Source organism: uncultured Roseobacter sp. (genome assembly GCF_947491795.1).
In the GTDB taxonomy this organism is placed as follows: domain Bacteria; phylum Pseudomonadota; class Alphaproteobacteria; order Rhodobacterales; family Rhodobacteraceae; genus Roseobacter.
Genome location: NZ_CANLKW010000001.1, coordinates 46,297 through 64,260, shown reverse-complemented (window position 1 = coordinate 64,260; position 17,964 = coordinate 46,297). Strand labels below are relative to the sequence as shown.

Sequence of the window (17,964 nt, the reverse complement as noted above, 5' to 3'; positions counted from 1 at the left end):
ATCCAATTCAAGCCAGAGGAAGCATTTCATGCCCATTACAGTCGGCCACGACAGTTCATCGACACGTAAAACCCTGACGGTCGGCGCGCAGAGCGTTGACTATTACTCCATACCCGCGGCCAGCGCGGCCGGGCTGGGTGATTTCTCGAACCTGCCTGCAGCACTGAAAGTGGTGCTGGAAAACATGCTGCGGTTTGAGGACGGCAAGACCGTCACAACCGATGACATCAAAGCCTTTGCGGAATGGGGTGCCAACGGGGGTAAGAACCCGCGCGAGATCGCCTACCGCCCTGCCCGCGTGCTGCTGCAGGATTTCACCGGCGTTCCGGCCGTTGTGGACCTGGCGGCGATGCGCGATGCGATCATCAGCCTTGGCGGTGACGCGGAAAAGATCAACCCGCTGAACCCGGTTGACCTGGTCATTGACCACTCGGTGATGATCGACGAGTTTGGCAACCCGCGCGCTTTTCAGATGAACGTGGACCGCGAATACGAGCGCAACATGGAGCGCTACACTTTCCTCAAGTGGGGCCAGAAAGCGTTCAACAACTTCCGCGTTGTGCCCCCCGGCACAGGCATCTGCCACCAGGTGAACCTGGAATACCTCTCACAAACCGTCTGGACCGATACCGACCAGAACGGCAAAGAGGTCGCATATCCCGATACGCTGGTCGGCACCGACAGCCACACCACCATGGTCAACGGCGCCGCCGTTCTGGGCTGGGGCGTGGGCGGGATCGAGGCCGAAGCTGCGATGCTGGGCCAGCCGATCTCCATGCTGATCCCTGAGGTCATCGGCTTTGAGCTGACAGGCACCATGATGGAAGGCACGACCGGCACAGATCTGGTGCTCAAGGTCGTCGAAATGCTGCGCGCCAAGGGCGTGGTTGGCAAATTCGTCGAATTCTACGGCGAGGGCCTCGACCGTCTGCCGCTGGCCGACCGTGCCACCATCGCCAATATGGCACCGGAATATGGCGCGACCTGCGGCTTCTTCCCAATCGATGCCGAAACGCTGCGCTACCTGCGCAACACCGGCCGTGACGAAGACCGCGTCGCCCTGGTTGAAGCCTATGCCAGGGAAAACGGCTTCTGGCGTGATGCGGGCTATGCACCGGTCTACACAGACACGCTGCACCTCAACATGAACACCATTGTGCCGGCCATTTCCGGACCAAAGCGCCCGCAGGATTACGTTGCCCTCGACAATGCCAAAGCCGCCTTTACGCGCGAAATGGCAGAGAGCTTCAAGCGCCCGATGGGCAAAGAGGTTGCCGTCGCGGGCGAGGACTACACGATGGAATCGGGCAAGGTCGTGATCGCATCGATCACATCCTGCACAAACACGTCGAACCCTTATGTGATGATCGGTGCCGGCCTCGTGGCGCGCAAAGCAGCCGCCCTGGGCCTCAACCGCAAGCCATGGGTGAAAACGTCGCTGGCCCCGGGCAGCCAGGTGGTCTCCGCCTATCTGGAAGCTGCGGGTCTGCAGGACGATCTGGATGCCATCGGCTTTAACCTTGTAGGCTACGGCTGCACCACCTGCATCGGCAACTCTGGCCCGATCCAGAAAGAACTTTCCGAGGCAATTGCCGAGGGCGATCTGGTCGCGACATCCGTCCTGTCCGGCAACCGGAACTTTGAGGGCCGGATCAGCCCGGACGTGCGCGCCAACTATCTGGCCTCTCCGCCGCTGGTCGTGGCCTATGCGCTGGCCGGAACGCTCGACATCGACCTGACAACCGAGCCGCTGGGCCAGGACAGGGACGGCAATGACGTCTTCCTGAAAGACATCTGGCCCTCCAGCCAGGAAGTCGCAGAACTGGTCGAAGAGACCGTGACACGCGAAGCCTTCCTGACCAAATATGCCGACGTCTTCAAAGGCGACGACAAATGGCAGGGCGTCAGCACCACCGACAGCAAAGTCTATGACTGGCCGGTCAGCTCCACCTATGTTCAGAACCCGCCCTATTTCCAGGGCATGGGCAAAGAGCCGGGCACCATTTCCAACATCGACAACGCACGGGTGCTGGCGATCCTGGGCGACATGATCACCACCGACCACATCAGCCCCGCGGGTTCCTTCAAGGACACCACGCCGGCGGGTCAGTACCTGATCGAACGCCAGGTGCCGCAGCGTGAGTTCAACTCTTACGGTTCGCGCCGGGGCAACCACGAGGTGATGATGCGCGGCACCTTTGCCAACATCCGTATCAAGAACGAGATGCTGGATGGTGTTGAGGGCGGCTATACCAAAGGGCCCGATGGCAACCAGTCGTCCATCTATGACGCGGCCATGGCCTATCAGGACGCTGGCACGCCACTGGTGATCTTTGGTGGTGAGCAGTATGGCGCCGGCTCCAGCCGTGACTGGGCCGCCAAGGGCACAGCGCTCCTGGGCGTCAAGGCAGTCATCGCCGAAAGCTTTGAGCGCATCCACCGCTCGAACCTCGTGGGCATGGGCGTGATCCCGTTTGAGTTCACTGGTGGCGACACGCGCAAATCGCTTGGACTGACCGGCGAGGAGAGCGTCTCGATCAGCGGTCTGGATACGATCCAGCCACTGCAGGAAGTGCCCTGCACGATCACAATGGCTGACGGCAGCACAAAGGAAATCACTTTGAAATGCCGCATCGATACCGCAATTGAGATCGAATACATCGAACACGGTGGCGTGCTGCATTACGTGCTGCGGAACCTTGCCCAGGCTGCCTGATCAGTAGCTTAGCGGATGAACCAGCCCCCGGTGCCTCAAAGCGCCGGGGGTTTTTTCTGGCCAATTGTGTCTGAAATGTGCTCAAAAACTGTGCAGATACTCAATCCAGACATGTAGTGAGCAGGTGACGCTGCGGAACAGCGCAACCATCAGTTTAGTACACCGTTTTTTGCATTGGCTTAACGTTTCATTAAAGTTATGCCCCGGTCCATAAATGTTCTTAACAGTGTCACGGGAGTACACAGTAATGAAGACTTTGAGAATTGCAGCAGTCGCAGCAGCCGCCATTACAGCGGCAGGCATGAGCCACGCAGCAACAGTAGATTTTTCTGAATTCAACGAAGGCGATGTCCTGGGCGCAGGCACCGTGCTCGGCGGCGGCGTTGTCGCCGATATCTCCGCTGTTGGCGGCGTTGCACAGGCGGTTGTTTTCGACACAGCATCCGGCACCACAAGCACAGGCAACGACCCTGACCTGACATCGGACTTCACCAACATCGAAGACGCAGGCGACGTACGTGACTTTGGCAACGCGCTGATCGTTCAGGAGAATGCAACAGGCGGACCGGACGATCTGGCTTCCGGCGGTGTGCTGACGTTCTCGTTCCTGAGCGACATCTTCCTGGACGAGCTGTTCCTGCTCGACTCTGCCGCAGGTACAGTGGCCACTCTGCTCGCTGACGGCAACATCGTTGCCAGCTTCACGCTCACGGACGACAACGATTCCGACACCGGTCAAAGCGCCACAAACAACAAATTCACACTGCTCGATTTCGGTGGCGCCACTGGTGACACCCTGGTCGTGGATTTCGAAGACTCTGGCGCGATCGGCCAGATCGAGATTTCCGCAGTGCCGGTTCCTGCCGGTCTCCCGCTTCTGCTGGGTGGCATGGGTGCCTTTGCCTGGATGAAGCGCCGCAAAAAGGCCTGATCCAGACCCAGACGATTTTAAAGCGCTCCGGTTTCCGGGGCGCTTTTTTTATTGGCCCAGGGCCTTGTTCAGTTCGGGCAGAAACCGCTGTTCATAATCGCTGCCGATCAGTGGACCGGCAAAGCGAAACAAAACCGTTCCTTCGGCATCCAGAATGAAGGTTTCCGGCGGTGCCGTGACCCCCCAGTCAATAGCGGTACGGCCCTGCGGGTCAAAGGCCACCGCACCAAAGGGGTTGCCATCTTCTTTGAGATATCCTGAGGCCGGACCTTCTGCGTCCTTGAAATTCACCCCGATGATGGGCATACCCTGCCCCGCCATTTCCAGCAGTCGCGGATGTTCGGCATGACAGGGCGGACACCAGCTGGCCCAGAAGTTCACAAGCGTCACAGCGCCCGTCGCCATGGCCCCGGGCGTTACCGGCGGAAAATCACCCAAGGGCGTTTCCGTAATGGCAGGAGCCGGTTTGCCGATCAGTGTCGAGCGGAGTTCTGTTGAATCGGTGGTAAACATACCGACCCCCGCCAGAGCCAGAAAACCGGCAAATATCAGCGGTGGGGCGATCATCAGGGGAGAGACCTTAGCCATCCTTTTTCTCCCTGCTTTCCACAGCCTCCAGGGCCGCACGCGCCCGCCGTCCGCGCCGCAGTGTCAGCAGCACCAGCAGTGCAAGCAGCACCAGCGAGGCCCCGTAGGCCGACAAAACCGCATCTGCATATTTCCCAAGATCAGGCATCATTGCCTCCCCTGACGGGCCAGCAGCGCGCGGGTGCGCCGCAGCCGGATTTCTGTGCCCGTGCGGTAGAGCACCAGCGCGAAAAACAGCAGGACAAACCCAGCGATGCAAACCAGCAGCGGAAAGTAAAAGACGTCCGCCACGTTCTCTTCTTTGTCGAGGCTGAGCGACGCGCCCTGGTGCAGCCCCTGGTTCCAGAAGTTCACCGCATATCGGGACAGCACGGCAAAGACCGTCCCAACAAGGCAGAGAACTGCCGTGAGATCGGCCGCTGTATCGGGATCTTCGATCGCTTCCCAGAGCGCGATATATCCCAGATAAAACAGGAACAGGATCAGAAAGGAGGTCAGACGCGGGTCCCAGGCCCACCAGGTGCCCCACATGGGCTGGCCCCAGATGGCCCCAGTCACCAGCGCAATCAATGTCATCACGACACCCACAGGGGCCGCGGCCCTGGCCGCCAGAGCGCTGACGTGGTGCCGCCGGACAATCCAGATCAGCGAGGCCACAAGCATCATAAACCAGGCATTGATCGCCATGAGTGCCGAGGGCACATGCAGGTAGATAATCTTGACCGTAGAGCCCTGGCGGAAGTCATCGGGGGTAAAGAAAAAACCCCAGACCAGCCCCAGGGCCAGACAGGCAGCAGAAAGCACCCATAGCGCGGGCAGGATACGTTCGCTGAACCCCAGAAACTTTACCGGATTGGCATAGCTCCAGAAGCCCGAAGGACGTTTGATCGCTGGCTTATCGTCTGTCACTGACATGGCTTCTATCTATGCTCCCCGGTCCGGTCGCTCAATGGGCAAAACGCCACGCTCACCGCAGGTTGATCCGCAGGGCGGCGGCTGAGGCAAAGGGCATGACTGCTATGACACCAGCAGTAATACCCGCGAGCATCAGGAGCGGTGTTGTCGTCTCCAGACCGGCGGCACCGCGGCGGGCAACCTCTGCCCCGAAAATCAGCGTGGGTACATAAAGCGGCAGCACCAGCAGCGACATCAGCAGCCCCCCGCGTTTGATCCCCACGGTGAGCGCCGCACCAAATGTTCCGATCACCGACAGCGCCGGTGTGCCAAGCGCGAGCGAGACCACCAGCCAGAGATACCCCGGACCCGGCAGGTTCAGCAGCACACCAAAGAGCGGTGCCGCGACCACCAGCGGCAACCCGGTGGTGATCCAGTGCGCCAGCGCCTTGATGCTGAGCGCTGCTTCCAGCGGCAGCGGCGAGGTCGCCAGCAGATCCAGCGTGCCGTCCTCCCAGTCCAGCGCCAGCAGCCGGTCCAGCGACAGCAGACAGGCCAGCAGTGCGCCCAGCCACAGAATGCCGGGCGCGATCCGGGCCAGCAGCTCAGATTGCGGGCCGACGCCAAACGGGACCAGCACCGTCACGATCAGGAAAAACGCGAGACCAAGGCCAAAGCCACCGCCAGCGCGCAGAGCCAGCATCAGGTCGCGGTAAAGCAGCGCGGTCACAGAAAGGCCTCGTCACTGGCGCCCGCACGTGTCTCTGCTGTTGCTCGGAAGGGGGTCACATCCAGTACCTCGGCCTCGAGCCCCAGATCAATATGTGTTGCGATAATCGCGGAACCACCTGCCTCAAGGTGCGTGCGTACGGCCCTGGCAAAAAGCAACACCGCATCGGCATCAAGCGAGACCGTCGGCTCATCCAGCACCCAGACCGGGCGGGCCGTCACCAGCATCCTTGCAAGGCCCAGGCGTCGTTTTTGCCCGGCAGACAGGGTGCCCGCCAACCGGTCATGCAGGTCTTCCAGCGCATAGGAACGCAGAGCGGGCCCGATGTCCCGCTGCCCGAAAACAGAGGCCCAGAAGCGCAGGTTTTCTGCGACACTCAGCATCGCCTTGAGCCCGTCGGAATGCGCGGCATAGGCGATCCGGTCCTCTGCCCCGCCGATCTCTCCGGAGAGTGGCGGCTGCAACCCGGCAAGTGTGCGCAGCAGGGTCGTTTTACCGGACCCGTTCGGCCCGCGCAAAACCAGCGCCCGGCCTGGCGCCACCTGAAAATTCAGGCCCATCAGTACCGGCAGCCCGCCCCGGGCCACACAAAGATCACGGATTACGAGTGTCATTCCACAAGCGTTAACCTATTGCCGCCGGGCAAAAAAGTGTGATTTTGGACAGGCTCAGACCGGCAGCATGGCCAGCGCGATGCGGCGGCCCTCGCTCAGCAGGATATTATAGGTCCGCGCCGCCGCAGGAGAGGCCATCACCTCGACCCCGATCCCCGCTTCTTCCAGCGCGTTCTGCAGCGCCTCCGGCAGATGCGCGATGTCTGCGCCCGTGCCAACAAAGAGCACGTCGATTTGACCCGCCAGCGCCAGCAGGCTGTCCGCATCGGCGTATCCGCCCCAGCCCCCCGTGCCCGCAGGGCCTGTCAGAACCGCGCCGTTAATCACCTCGCCCCCGATACGAAAGAACCCGGGGCCATAGCCCTCGACGGGTCTGGCATCGGTAAATGTGATCTCGTTCAGCCGCATCCGCGCGCTCCGCTCAGTTCCACAAAGGCAGACCCAGAATAGCCGAAGCGGCGATCACGATATAGGCCACGATACGAAAAATACGCTCGGCCTCCGGGTCAAAAAGCCGCGCACCAATCATATTGGCCACCAGATTGGGCAGTCCGGCCAGCAACCCCAGGACGGCGATTTCCCACACAAACAGCCCGCTGCCCCAGAAAACGGCGATCATCACCACGTCGATGGCCAGCAGATACAGCAGGAAATTGGCCCGGATCACGGCGATCGGCAGGCGGCTGGACATGTAAAGCATGATCACCGGTGGGCCGGGGATGCCTGCGAAACCAGACATAAACCCACCCAGCGCGCCCGTTCCGACCGTCAGGCGTGGTGTCAGCTCACCCTTGTAGCGCCAGCCTGTCATCAGCATCGCAAGCAGCAGCAGAACCAGAAACGAGACAATCCAGCCAAAGAATTCGGCCGACATATTTGCCAGACACCAGATGCCCACAGGCACCATAATCGTCGCTCCGATCATCAGCCGGCCCACGTCGCGCGGCGCGCCTTCACGCCATGCCGCGCGCAGGTTAGGCAGCGGTCCGATCAACTCGGCCATCATCATAAAAATCACGGCGGAAACCGGAGGCAAAACCGACGACGCGGTGGCCATGATGATCATACCGCTGCCAAATCCTGCGAAACCGCGTACCAGGCCCGCCGCGATAACCCCTGCAATCAGCCAGGAGAGACCTTCGGTTTCCAGAAGGCCCCCCAGCAGTTCAGGCATCTATGTTGGCATATTGGTTGCCGGCATTTGCATCCGGCTTGGACCAGTCCCGTTTCACACCCAGATAGAGCAGCACCGCAGAGGCGACAAAGATCGAGGAGTAGGTACCCACGATTACACCCCAGATCATGGCAAAAACAAACCCGCGGATCACATCACCGCCCAGGACAAAGAGTGCGATCAGCGCCAGAAGGGTGGTGACAGAGGTCATGAATGTCCGGCTGAGGGTTTCGTTGATCGAGATATTGAGCACCTCGTTCAGCGGCTTTTTCTTGTATTTTCGCAGGTTCTCGCGCACCCGGTCAAACACGACCACGGTGTCATTGAGCGAGTACCCGACAATCGTCAGCAGTGCCGCGATGATCGCCAGATCAAACCTGATCTGCAATTCCGAGAAGACGCCGATGGTCAGGATCACGTCGTGCACCAGGGCCAGCACCGCACCCACGGCAAACTGCCATTCAAAACGCAGCCAGATGTAGACAAGCACCGCGCCAATGGCGAGCACCACGGCAATCACCGCCGTCTGGATCAGTTCACCGGACACCTTGGGCCCCACCGATTCGACCGATACAAATCTGATATCCTCGCGCACCGTTTTCAGTGCGGCCTCGACGTTGCGGATCACTTCGGGCGTCACCGCCTCCTGCCCGTCCTGCGCCTGGATACGGATCATGGCCACGTTCTGGTCCGGGCCGAATGTCGGATCGAACACCTCGGTGATCGAAATGTCGCCAAGGCCAAGGGTATCGATAGCCTGGCGATACACGCCGATGTCCACCGGCTGCGCGCTTTCGGTCCGGATGGTCGTGCCGCCCCGGAAATCAATCCCGAAGTTGAGACCCTGGATCATGAAAGAGGCGAATGCGATCACCATCATCAGACCCGAGATGCCGAGCCAGAGCTTCCAGCGGCTGAAGAAATCGAAGTTCGTATTCTGTTTGACCAGACGCAGACGCATATCAGACCTCGATTGTTTTCGGGCGCTTACGCTCGAACCAGATCACCACCAGCAGGCGGGTCACGAAAATTGCAGTAAAGACCGAGGTCAGAATGCCCAGACCCAGTGTGATCGCAAAGCCCCGCACCGGGCCGGACCCCATGGCAAAGAGGATCACCGCCGTAATAAAGGTGGTGATGTTGGCGTCCAGAATGGCCGACAGCGCCTTTTCATAGCCCAGCTCAATCGCGCGCGCGGGTCCTTTGGAGGTTTTCAGCTCTTCACGGATGCGCTCAAAAATCAGCACGTTGGCGTCCACCGCCATACCAACCGTCAGGACGATCCCTGCTATACCCGGTAGCGTCAGCGTGCCGCCGATCATGCTCAGCAGGCCAAAGATCAGGCCGATATTGATGATCAGCGCGACATTGGCAAAAATGCCGAAAAGGCCATAGCTGAGGAACATAAAGACCAGCACAGCGGCAAAGGCCACGATGGTGGCGACCTTACCTGCGTCAATGCTGTCCTGCCCCAGTTCCGGGCCAATGGTGCGTTCTTCGAGAAACTCCAGACCGGCGGGCAGTGCCCCTGCCCTCAGCAAAACGGCGAGGTTCGTGGATTCCTCGACCGTGAACTGGCCGGTAATAATGCCCGACCCGCCGGGGATATGGCTCTGGATTGTTGGGGCGCTGATCACTTCGCTGTCGAGGACAATCGCAAAGGGTGAGCCGATGTTTTCCGCCGTGTAGTCGCCGAATTTCCGCGCACCGGTTGTATTGAACCGGAAGTTTACCGCCGGACGTCCGTTCTGGTCAAAAGCGGGTTGCGCGTCGACCAGCTCCTCGCCCGTGACAACCGGCGCGGCCTCCAGCGTGTAGAAGGCACCAGGCTCGTCAATTGACGGCAGAATGATGTTGCCGATACCCGGCACTGCATCACCGTCAGAGCCGCGACTGACAACCGGATTAAAAGTCAGCTGCGCCGTGGTTCCGATGATCTCTTTGAGCTCAGCAGCCGAACCAATGCCCGGCACCTGAATCAGAATACGGTCCGCACCCTGGCGCTGGATCGTGGGCTCGCGGGTGCCGACCTCGTCGATACGGCGGCGGATAATCTCAAGGCTCTGCTGAACCGTCCGCTCGTCCGAGGCGAGCTTTTCCGCATCCGACAGGGTCACGATGATCACGTCACCTTCGGCACGGACTTCTATGTCGTTGGCGCCGACACCGGTCAGGGTCGGGATCGGTGTGGCAAGGCCCCGCACGACTTCCAGCGCCCGGCTCATGCCCTCGGGCTGAGAGATGCGGATATGTACCTCATCGGCGGGCGATGGCTGCAGGCGCACCGTTCCGATTGTTGCACGTTCCGGACGCAGCGCATCGCGTATTTCGGGCCAGTAGGCCTGCATCCGCGCTTCATAAACGTCCCGGACCTTTACTTCTGCAAGCAGATGCGCACCGCCCCGCAGGTCGAGGCCCAGATTGACCAGACCGGACGGCATCCACTCCGGCCATAGCGCCAGTTCCGCCTGGTTTTCCGGCGTGTCAGCGCCCAGTTCGATGGCCTGTGCGGCATCGTTGTGCCGCTCAACCGAGGTGTAGAACAGATTCGGCACCGCCAACCAGAGACCCGCAACACAGGTCAGCAGGATGAGGATCCGTTTCCAGAGATCAATCTGAAGCATGAAGGCGCCTTTTCAGCGGAGAGGGGGCGCGGTTACTTCGCCGGTTCGGTTTTTGAAACGACAGACGCAATGGTGTGCTGGATGACGCGGACCTTGACGCCCTCGGCGATCTCGACCTCAAGCTCACCGTCGTCCTTGACCTTGGCAACCTTGCCGACCAGCCCGCCCTGGGTCACCACCTGGTCACCGCGGCGCAGGGCAGCCACCATCGCCTGATGTTCTTTGACTTTCTTCTGCTGCGGACGGATGAGCAGAAAGTACATGATCGCAAAGATCAGGATGAGGGGCACAAACTGGGCAAATGCTTCCATGGTGATCGGTTCCTTTAAAACAGGGTCGCTGGCAGCCCGTCGGGCAGGCGCGAAATTCTGGCGGAACCTATGGTCTGCGACGCCGCTTTGCAAGGCGGCGCGTGGCCGCTGAGCGAATGATATTGCGCCTGCGGCATCTGCCCCTTGGCCAGGGGCCGCGATGCGGGCATGGTGCACCCGTCATGCGTGAACTTCGAACACTCCTGTGCGGCCTGTGCGTTTTTCTGGCCAGTGCCCTGATCCCGGCCACCGCTGCGGGTCAGGCATCCGGACCCCTGCCCCCGCTGGAGCCTTCTGACCGGGTGCGCTGGCAGGCTGTCGGTGTTGTAAATTTCGAGGGGCCCGCCGGCATTCCCAGCTGCTCCGGCACACTCATTGCGCCTGATCTGGTGCTGACAGCCGCCCATTGCGCCGGTGGCCGCAAAGCGGGGCAAAGCGCGCGGGCCTTTGTGATCGGCTGGAATGGTCTGACGCATGTCACTTTTCAGACCGCATCCCGGTTGCGGGTATACCCCCCATACGTGGCTGCCAGTGGCGTTGCGGCGTTTCCCTTTGATATCGGCGTGCTGCAGCTTGACGCCCCGATCCCGGCGCATGTGGCCACTCCGGTACCGCTGGCCCCGGATACGGCGCTGAATACCAACCCGGTGGCACTGATGGCCTATCACAGGATGGCACAGCGGCAGCTTCATGGCCGCTTTGACTGCACCGCCCGGCCCGCGCGCCGTGGCACCATGATCGCGACGGACTGCACAGTGGTCAGCGGCAACTCCGGTGGCGCGCTTCTGGTGCAGGACGCAGGAGAGTGGAAACTGGGCGCTGTTCTGGTGGCCCGCGCCGGCGCGGACGGCACGGCGCTGGCAGTGCCCGTCAATGACTGGGTGCGCAGCGAGCTGGCGGCGGCCCGGCAGCGCGCATCGGACAGGGCACAGGGCGGAGCCGCGGACTGACCCGCAAAACCATGGTTACGATCTGGTAAAAGATAGGTCATAAGCTGTGCGCAGACCAAAACAGACCAGAGGACGATTCCATGCATGATATCCGCGCAATCCGTCAGGCCCCGGAGGCTTTTGACGCAGCCCTTGCCCGTCGTGGAGATGCGCCGCTGTCGTCAGAAATCCTGGCCCTGGACGAAGAGCGCCGTGCCAAAATCGGTGCCGCAGAGACCGCTCAGGCCGAACAGAACAAGGCGTCCAAACTCGTCGGTGCGGCGAAAGCAAAAGGCGATGAGGCGGAATTCGAACGTCTGCGCGCGCTGGTCTCTGAGAAAAAGGCCGAAGTTGCCGCGATGCAGGCAGAAGCGCGTGAGCTGGATACCGAGCTCACCGAAAAACTCTCCTGGATCGCCAATATCCCCGCCGGGGATGTGCCCGATGGCGCGGACGAGGAGGACAACGTCGAAGTTAACCGCTGGGGCGATCTGCCCGCTTTCAGCTTTGCGCCCAAAGAACACTATCAGATCGGCGGCGTGGCCGCGTCGATGGATTTTGAAACCGCGGCCAAAACATCCGGCGCGCGGTTTGTCATGCTCAAAGGTGCGGTGGCGCGTATCCACCGGGCGCTGGCGCAGTTCATGATCGACACCCATGTGGATGAAAACGGCCTGACCGAGATCAACAGCCCCGTTCTGGTGCGCGATGAGGCGATGTATGGCACGGACAAACTGCCCAAGTTTGCCGAAGACAGCTATCAGACCACGAACGGCTGGTGGCTGGTGTCCACATCAGAGATCCCGCTGACGTACACGGTTGGCGGTGACATACTGGACGAAACCGACCTGCCCCGCCGGATGACCGCCCATACGCTGTGCTTCCGGTCAGAGGCCGGCAGCGCCGGGCGGGACACCGCGGGCATGTTGCGCCAGCATCAGTTCGAAAAGGTCGAAATGGTTTCGGTCACGCTGCCCGATCAGTCGGACGCAGAGCAAAAACGCATGCTGCGCTGTGCCGAGGATATCCTGGAACGTCTGGGCATCCCCTACCGCACAGTCATTCTGTGCACCGGCGATATGGGTTTCGGCGCGCGCCGGACATATGACATCGAAGCCTGGCTGCCGGGTCAGGACGCGTACCGCGAGATTTCCTCCGTCTCGACCACGGGTGATTTTCAGGCGCGCCGCATGAACGCACGCTTCCGGCCCGCCGATGGTGGCAAACCGCAGTTTGTGCACACGCTCAATGGTTCAGGGCTCGCGGTCGGGCGCTGTCTGATTGCGGTGCTGGAGAACGGCCAGCAGGCGGACGGCTCGGTCACCCTGCCTGCTGCTCTGGCCCCCTATCTCGGCGGCAGGACGACGCTGACGGCAGAGGGTGCCCTGGCCTGACCCTCAGCGCGCGGGTGTGACCTCATACCCGCGCTCTTCGGGCTCATCATCCACCAGCTCATCGGGAAATCCGGGCGCGCGGATGTCCAGACCTGTCGCTTCTTCGAGACGTTCGATCATGCGGTCAGACTGGGCGCGGTTGCCGTACCTTGCCTGCCCGTCCTGCATCATGGCGATGATCATCGGAGAGATTTCCAGTGGAATATCATTATCTTCTGCGAGCTTCTGAAAGAGGCCAATGTCCTTGAGCACCAGATCCATCGTGAAATTCACATCCCGCGACCCGGACAGGATCAGCTGGCTTTCGGTCTCGTGCACAAAGGAGGTGCCCGACGAAATGCTGATCGCCTCAAAGGTCGTCGCCAGGTCCATGCCCGCGCCTTTCATCACCGTCAGCGCTTCGCAGACTGAGAGCAGATTGACCGTGGCCAGATAGTTGGTCATCACCTTCAGCACACTGGCCGTGCCCAGATCACCCGTATGCAGCACCCGCCGCCCCATCAGGGTCAGCAGTGGCAGGATGCGGTCAAACGTCGCCCTGTCGCAGCCCGCATAGATCGAGATGTTGCCGGAATCCGCCCGGTGACACCCGCCCGAAACAGGGCAGTCCACCGCCGCCGCGCCCGCATCAATGGCGGCTTCTCCCAGGCGGCGCACTTCATCTGCGTCGGTCGTCGACATCTCCATCCAGATTTTGCCCGGACCCATGTGTGGCAGCATGTCTTCAACGACTGCCGCAGAAGCCGCCGGGCTGGGCAGACAGGTAATCACAGCATCGCAGGCCTGCATCATCGCGGCAGGCGATCCCCCGTCCTGTGCACCTGCTGCGACCTTTGCCGCAACAAGCGCCTCGTCCAGATCATGCACCATCAGATCCGTGCCGTTGCGCAGCAGTGATCCCGACAGTTTGCCCCCCACATTGCCCAGACCGATAAACCCAACTTTCATTGTCGCTCTCCCTCGCGTTTTGACCGACACTCCCTGGCCTGCAGGGCCGCGTCGCGCCCGTTTGCGACCTTTGTGATTGACCGGCGGCACCGGCGCGGCCAGGCTCCACGAATGAGCTCTGAAAAATCCCGGCACTCTGACGATGACCGCGCTGGAATCCATATCACCGATGCCTTTGCGCCCTTTCACCAGCGCAATGACATATTCACCCGTGCCTTCTGGGACCCGTCCGTCCGCACAAAGCAGACGGATGCATTCTTTGCCTCTTACCGGATGGAGGCGATCCCGCGGCGCGGGGACGGCTTCAGCCAGCGCGATTTTGCGCTGCGCAATGCCTCGTGGCTGATCTCGGACATCATGACCGACCGCTTTGCCGATCAGGGGCGGCGCGAAGGGTTTCAGGCGCCGATCAGTGCGGATACACCCATCGCGCCAGATCAGGTCAGGGTTGATGATACAGCGGAAATGTCCCGCGAGATCAAAAAGGTGGCGCAGTTTTTTAAAGCGGACCTCTGCGGCATAACGGCGCTCGATCCACGCTGGCACTATGCCACCCGTGTCGATACCCGCGATCTGTCGGACGCGCCAAATAAGCTGCCCGCGGGGCTGACCTCTGTGATCGTGCTGGGCCACCAGATGGACCGGGACCTGGTGGACACCTACCCGTCGGCTCTGGGCGGCGCTGCGACAGGGCGCGAATACAGCCACGAGGCCGCGATTGTCATGCAGGTCGCGGCCTATATCCGCAATCTGGGCTATGAGGCGGTGCCCTCGATGAACGACACGGCCCTGGTTATTCCCTATGCGCTGCAGGCCGGGCTGGGTGAATATGCGCGCAACCAGATGGTCATCACGCCGGAGTTCGGCCCGCGTCTGCGGTTTTCCAAGATCTTCACCTCGCTCCCGCTCGCCCATGACAGTCCGCGCCCGTCAGGGGTGCGCGATTTCTGCGATATCTGCACAAAATGCGCCGATGCCTGCCCCGTCAAAGCCTTGCCATTTGGCCCGCCTGACACCGGTGGTGCGAACATTTCTGCCCTGCAAGGCGTGCGCAAATGGACATCGGACGCCGAGAAATGTTTTGGCTTCTGGGCAAAGCTTTCGTCTGACTGTGCAATCTGTATGCGGGTCTGCCCCTTTAACCGGGACTTCAGAAAATGGCCCCACCGGCTCTGGCTGAAACTGGCGTTGTCCCCGTTGCGCCGTTTTGCGCTCTGGCTCGACCGGAACCGTGGCGGGCGCGTCAAACCGGCCGGATGGTGGCAGAAAAACGCACCCTGACAGATGTTTACGGCATTTCAGGCACCGAATAGGTGATGCGCAGCACCGGCGCCTGCATCCAGAAAGCACAGGTACGGCTCAGGTCCTGCTGAAACAGAAAGTCCTAGACCGGGGTGACCAGCAGCCCGTTATTGTCGCGGTTGCCCTCAACCCACTGAAACACGGTGCCGGTGATATCCAGCGGATTCCTCTCTCCCCGCCCGTAAAACGCATCCGGACGCGCCGCCCGCGACGGCAGCAAACCGTCGGTGCCGAGGCCAGAGGTTCGGTCCAGCACCAGCGCCTCGGTCGCTTCGCTCACCCGCAAATCACAGCCGTTTGTCACACCTTCGCGCTGCGGGTATTCGTCGATGGGTATGTTTGGCCGAAACACATCCTCAAAATCCAGCATTGCCTCACGCACAATCGCATTGTCCGGCAGGTCTCCAAAATCAAAAAGGATTTTGGCCTGGTAAACCGACCACCGCCAGATGTCCCGCGGGAAAGGGTCCGCGCCTTTGTTCAGGTCGGTCGCAAACCCGACCAGAGCGCCCCTGTCCTCCAGCCCGCCGCTGTCCTCCCAAAAGACGCGCTCCACATCCGGCAACAGCGGGCTGCGGCTCAGGATCGGAGCGGCGGGCCCTGTCCCGAGAAAGGCGTTGGTCACATGAATATCGTAAAAATCAGGCGTCAGTTCGACAGTCCGGGTTTCGAGCGGAACGCAGCCGGAGACCAGAGCCGCCGCAATGGCCATGGGTAGAAATCGGATCATCTTATCTTTCCTTGCATTGAATTGAATTGTTCAACCCTGGCACGAACCAGATCATTCGCACAATGCCGCCGTGATTATGTGCATTGCCGCACAACACCCCTGCCCGCACGTGTGATGGCACCGCCCGGCAAAGCAATTACATTCGCCGCAACCAGATATGAGGAGAATGACAATGTCTCTCAGACCAACACTTGAGACCCGCAAAGCGGTGCCGACAATGGAAGGCGCCGGGGTAAAACTGCACCGGGCCTTTGGCTTTCAGGACCCTACAGAGCTTGATCCTTTCCTGCTCTTTGACGATTTCCGCAATGACAGGCCCCAGGACTTTGAGAAAGGGTTTCCCTGGCACCCGCACCGTGGCATCGAAACCATCACCTATGTGCTTGAGGGCACGGTGGATCATGGGGATTCCCTGGGCAACACCGGCACGCTGGGTGCTGGCGATGTACAGTGGATGACGGCCGGATCCGGCATTCTGCACCAGGAGATGCCCGCAGGAAACGCGCGCGGCCAGATGCACGGCTTTCAGCTCTGGGGCAATCTGCCATCGGATCAGAAAATGACGGCTCCGCGCTATCAGGACGTGACGGCTGCGGACATTCCTGTTGTGACGGACGATGACGGCACGCGGGTCAAGGTGATCACCGGGTCCTTCTGGGGCCAGACCGGTCCGGTGGACGGGATCGCGGCAGACCCGCAGTATCTCGACATCACGGTACCGGCAGGCGTGAAAAAGACCTTTAAAATAGACACATACAGGCGCGCATTCGCCTATGTGTTCGAGGGGTCAGCCGCCTTTGCCGACGCCAGCACACCGGCGGGCGTTCTGCTGGAGAAAGAAGTCGCCGGCGAAGAGGTGAACATCCGCGATCTCTCCGGAGACCGCACCCTGATCCGGTTTGGCACCGGCGATGAGGTGACATTGCAGGCCGGGCCGGAGGGGGTGCGTTTTTTGCTGATCTCCGGTGCGCCGATTGATGAGCCCGTGGCCTGGCATGGTCCGATTGTGATGAACACGCAGGCCGAACTGATGCAGGCCATGCGCGATCTGAACAACGGCACCTTCATCAGACCGGCTCACTGAGCGCGGACGCCGACAGCCCCGCGCACCATATCCCAGTAGCGGGCGGTGATGTCCTCCAGTGACAGCCGCCCGCCTTCACGAAACCAGGTGCTGACCCCGGTCAGCATCGCAATCACGGCCAGGGTGGCAATCTTGGTGTCGGGCGTGTGCAGACGTCCGGCGGCCATCCCATCGCGCAGAATACTTTCCAGCACATCCTCATACCGCCGCCGCAAATCCTCGATGACCGCAAAGTTCTCGGGCGTCAGATTGCGCAGCTCCATGTAAGAGATGAACACCTCATCGGGGCGGTCATGGTGATAGCGGATGTGAAAAGCGACAAAGGTCTCCAGCCGCGCCAGCGGATCAGCCTTTGGATCACCGGGCACAGCTGCCAGCAGCGCCTGCATATGATCATGCATCAGCGTAAACAGCAGGCTTTGTTTGTCCGGCGTGTAATTGTACAGAGCGCCCGCCTGCACGCCGACCTCTGCCGCAATGCGCCGCATCGAGACAGCGGCATAGCCCTCGCGGGCGAACAGCTTCAAAGCCGCCGCCTGAATGCGCGGCCCTGTGATGTCTGAATGTGATCCTGCGGTACGGGGCATAGATACCAGATAACTGAACACCTGTTCATTAGAAAGCTTTCTTGCGCCCTGCGCGGCAGTCAGGCAAAACAGGATGTGAAACCGGAGATGTTTATGCGCGTTCTGGCAATGATAACTGCCTTTGGCCTTGTGGCTGCCTGTACGGACCTGCCGGACGTGCCGGAAACCGCCGAGCCCTGGGCCCTCGCGGCCGACTACCCGGTACCAGGGCCGCTGACACCGCTGGCCCAGGAGACAGCCGCCAAAGCCGCGGCCGAGGATGAAACCTCTGAACAGCTGGAGGCACGCGCCGCTGGTCTGCGGGCGCGGGCTGCCGGGCTGCGGGCCCCCGTGATGACAGACGCAGAACGGGCACGTCTGGCACAGACGCAATAGGCAGGCGATCAGCCCGTTGCGCGCGCGCACCGA

20 protein-coding genes are annotated in these 17,964 nt (G+C 61.0%); 7 read left to right on the top strand and 13 right to left on the bottom strand.

Features of this window, described 5'->3' with window-relative positions:
- Positions 1–28: 28 nt before the first annotated feature.
- The gene (gene acnA / locus Q1A34_RS00335) at positions 29–2,716 is read left to right on the top strand and encodes an aconitate hydratase AcnA (RefSeq protein ID WP_300029171.1); all 2,688 of its coding nucleotides are present in this window, start codon (positions 29–31) and stop codon (positions 2,714–2,716) included.
- Positions 2,717–2,963: 247 nt separating this feature from the next.
- The gene (locus Q1A34_RS00330; protein ID WP_300029168.1) at positions 2,964–3,647 is read left to right on the top strand and encodes a VPLPA-CTERM sorting domain-containing protein; all 684 of its coding nucleotides are present in this window, start codon (positions 2,964–2,966) and stop codon (positions 3,645–3,647) included.
- 48 nt (positions 3,648–3,695) lie between these two features.
- Here the strand turns inward: Q1A34_RS00330 and Q1A34_RS00325 are convergent, their stop codons facing one another.
- From Q1A34_RS00325 to yajC, 10 genes are read right to left on the bottom strand one after another with little or no spacing between them, the layout of a single operon-like run.
- Positions 3,696–4,235 (bottom strand): DsbE family thiol:disulfide interchange protein, encoded by a 540-nt coding sequence (locus Q1A34_RS00325; RefSeq protein WP_300029165.1) that lies wholly within the window; start codon positions 4,233–4,235, stop codon positions 3,696–3,698.
- A complete protein-coding gene (ccmD, locus tag Q1A34_RS00320) occupies positions 4,228–4,386 on the bottom strand; it encodes a heme exporter protein CcmD (RefSeq protein WP_300029162.1) in 159 nt (52 codons plus the stop codon). Before ccmD ends, Q1A34_RS00325 begins: the two co-directional genes overlap by 8 nt.
- Positions 4,383–5,150 (bottom strand): heme ABC transporter permease, encoded by a 768-nt coding sequence (locus Q1A34_RS00315; protein WP_300029159.1) that lies wholly within the window; start codon positions 5,148–5,150, stop codon positions 4,383–4,385. Before Q1A34_RS00315 ends, ccmD begins: the two co-directional genes overlap by 4 nt.
- 52 nt (positions 5,151–5,202) lie before the next feature.
- Positions 5,203–5,859 carry a heme exporter protein CcmB gene (gene ccmB, locus Q1A34_RS00310; RefSeq protein WP_300029156.1) on the bottom strand — a complete coding sequence of 219 codons (657 nt, stop codon included), beginning with the start codon at positions 5,857–5,859 and terminating at the stop codon, positions 5,203–5,205.
- On the bottom strand, positions 5,856–6,473 hold the full coding sequence (ccmA, locus tag Q1A34_RS00305) for a heme ABC exporter ATP-binding protein CcmA (protein ID WP_300029153.1): 618 nt from the start codon (positions 6,471–6,473) through the stop codon (positions 5,856–5,858). Before ccmA ends, ccmB begins: the two co-directional genes overlap by 4 nt.
- A gap of 54 nt (positions 6,474–6,527) precedes the next feature.
- Entirely contained in the window at positions 6,528–6,881 is a 354-nt protein-coding gene (locus Q1A34_RS00300) for an Mth938-like domain-containing protein (protein WP_300029150.1), read from the bottom strand.
- Positions 6,882–6,894: 13 nt separating this feature from the next.
- The gene (locus Q1A34_RS00295) at positions 6,895–7,647 is read right to left on the bottom strand and encodes a sulfite exporter TauE/SafE family protein (RefSeq protein ID WP_300029147.1); all 753 of its coding nucleotides are present in this window, start codon (positions 7,645–7,647) and stop codon (positions 6,895–6,897) included.
- A complete protein-coding gene (gene secF / locus Q1A34_RS00290; protein WP_300029144.1) occupies positions 7,640–8,608 on the bottom strand; it encodes a protein translocase subunit SecF in 969 nt (322 codons plus the stop codon). Before secF ends, Q1A34_RS00295 begins: the two co-directional genes overlap by 8 nt.
- A 1-nt stretch (position 8,609) precedes the next feature.
- Positions 8,610–10,271: a protein translocase subunit SecD gene (gene secD, locus Q1A34_RS00285; protein WP_300029141.1), complete on the bottom strand. Its 1,662-nt coding sequence runs from the start codon at positions 10,269–10,271 to the stop codon at positions 8,610–8,612.
- 32 nt (positions 10,272–10,303) lie between these two features.
- Entirely contained in the window at positions 10,304–10,582 is a 279-nt protein-coding gene (gene yajC, locus Q1A34_RS00280; RefSeq protein WP_300029138.1) for a preprotein translocase subunit YajC, read from the bottom strand.
- Between the two features lie 182 nt (positions 10,583–10,764).
- Between yajC and Q1A34_RS00275 the strand changes: the two genes are divergently transcribed.
- Both Q1A34_RS00275 and serS read left to right on the top strand, forming a co-directional pair.
- Entirely contained in the window at positions 10,765–11,532 is a 768-nt protein-coding gene (locus tag Q1A34_RS00275; protein WP_300029135.1) for a trypsin-like peptidase domain-containing protein, read from the top strand.
- Positions 11,533–11,612: 80 nt separating this feature from the next.
- On the top strand, positions 11,613–12,905 hold the full coding sequence (gene serS, locus Q1A34_RS00270; RefSeq protein WP_300029132.1) for a serine--tRNA ligase: 1,293 nt from the start codon (positions 11,613–11,615) through the stop codon (positions 12,903–12,905).
- A 3-nt stretch (positions 12,906–12,908) separates the two neighbouring features.
- Here serS and Q1A34_RS00265 read toward each other — a convergent pair whose 3' ends face one another.
- Positions 12,909–13,853 (bottom strand): NAD(P)-dependent oxidoreductase, encoded by a 945-nt coding sequence (locus tag Q1A34_RS00265; RefSeq protein ID WP_300029129.1) that lies wholly within the window; start codon positions 13,851–13,853, stop codon positions 12,909–12,911.
- Positions 13,854–13,964: 111 nt separating this feature from the next.
- On the opposite strand from Q1A34_RS00265, the gene Q1A34_RS00260 reads away from it, so the two are divergent.
- Positions 13,965–15,134, top strand: coding sequence for a reductive dehalogenase domain-containing protein (locus Q1A34_RS00260; RefSeq protein WP_300029126.1), 1,170 nt, complete (start codon positions 13,965–13,967; stop codon positions 15,132–15,134).
- A 103-nt stretch (positions 15,135–15,237) separates the two neighbouring features.
- Here the strand turns inward: Q1A34_RS00260 and Q1A34_RS00255 are convergent, their stop codons facing one another.
- Positions 15,238–15,885 carry a hypothetical protein gene (locus Q1A34_RS00255; protein WP_300029123.1) on the bottom strand — a complete coding sequence of 216 codons (648 nt, stop codon included), beginning with the start codon at positions 15,883–15,885 and terminating at the stop codon, positions 15,238–15,240.
- Positions 15,886–16,057: 172 nt separating this feature from the next.
- Between Q1A34_RS00255 and Q1A34_RS00250 the strand changes: the two genes are divergently transcribed.
- Positions 16,058–16,969 (top strand): pirin family protein, encoded by a 912-nt coding sequence (locus tag Q1A34_RS00250; RefSeq protein ID WP_300029120.1) that lies wholly within the window; start codon positions 16,058–16,060, stop codon positions 16,967–16,969.
- Here Q1A34_RS00250 and Q1A34_RS00245 read toward each other — a convergent pair.
- On the bottom strand, positions 16,963–17,556 hold the full coding sequence (locus Q1A34_RS00245) for a TetR/AcrR family transcriptional regulator (protein ID WP_300029117.1): 594 nt from the start codon (positions 17,554–17,556) through the stop codon (positions 16,963–16,965). The two genes, Q1A34_RS00250 and Q1A34_RS00245, sit on opposite strands and share 7 nt — an antisense overlap.
- Before the next feature lie 93 nt (positions 17,557–17,649).
- Here Q1A34_RS00245 and Q1A34_RS00240 point away from each other — a divergent pair, with 93 nt between their 5' ends.
- Positions 17,650–17,931 carry a hypothetical protein gene (locus tag Q1A34_RS00240; protein ID WP_300029114.1) on the top strand — a complete coding sequence of 94 codons (282 nt, stop codon included), beginning with the start codon at positions 17,650–17,652 and terminating at the stop codon, positions 17,929–17,931.
- Positions 17,932–17,964 lie beyond the last annotated feature (33 nt).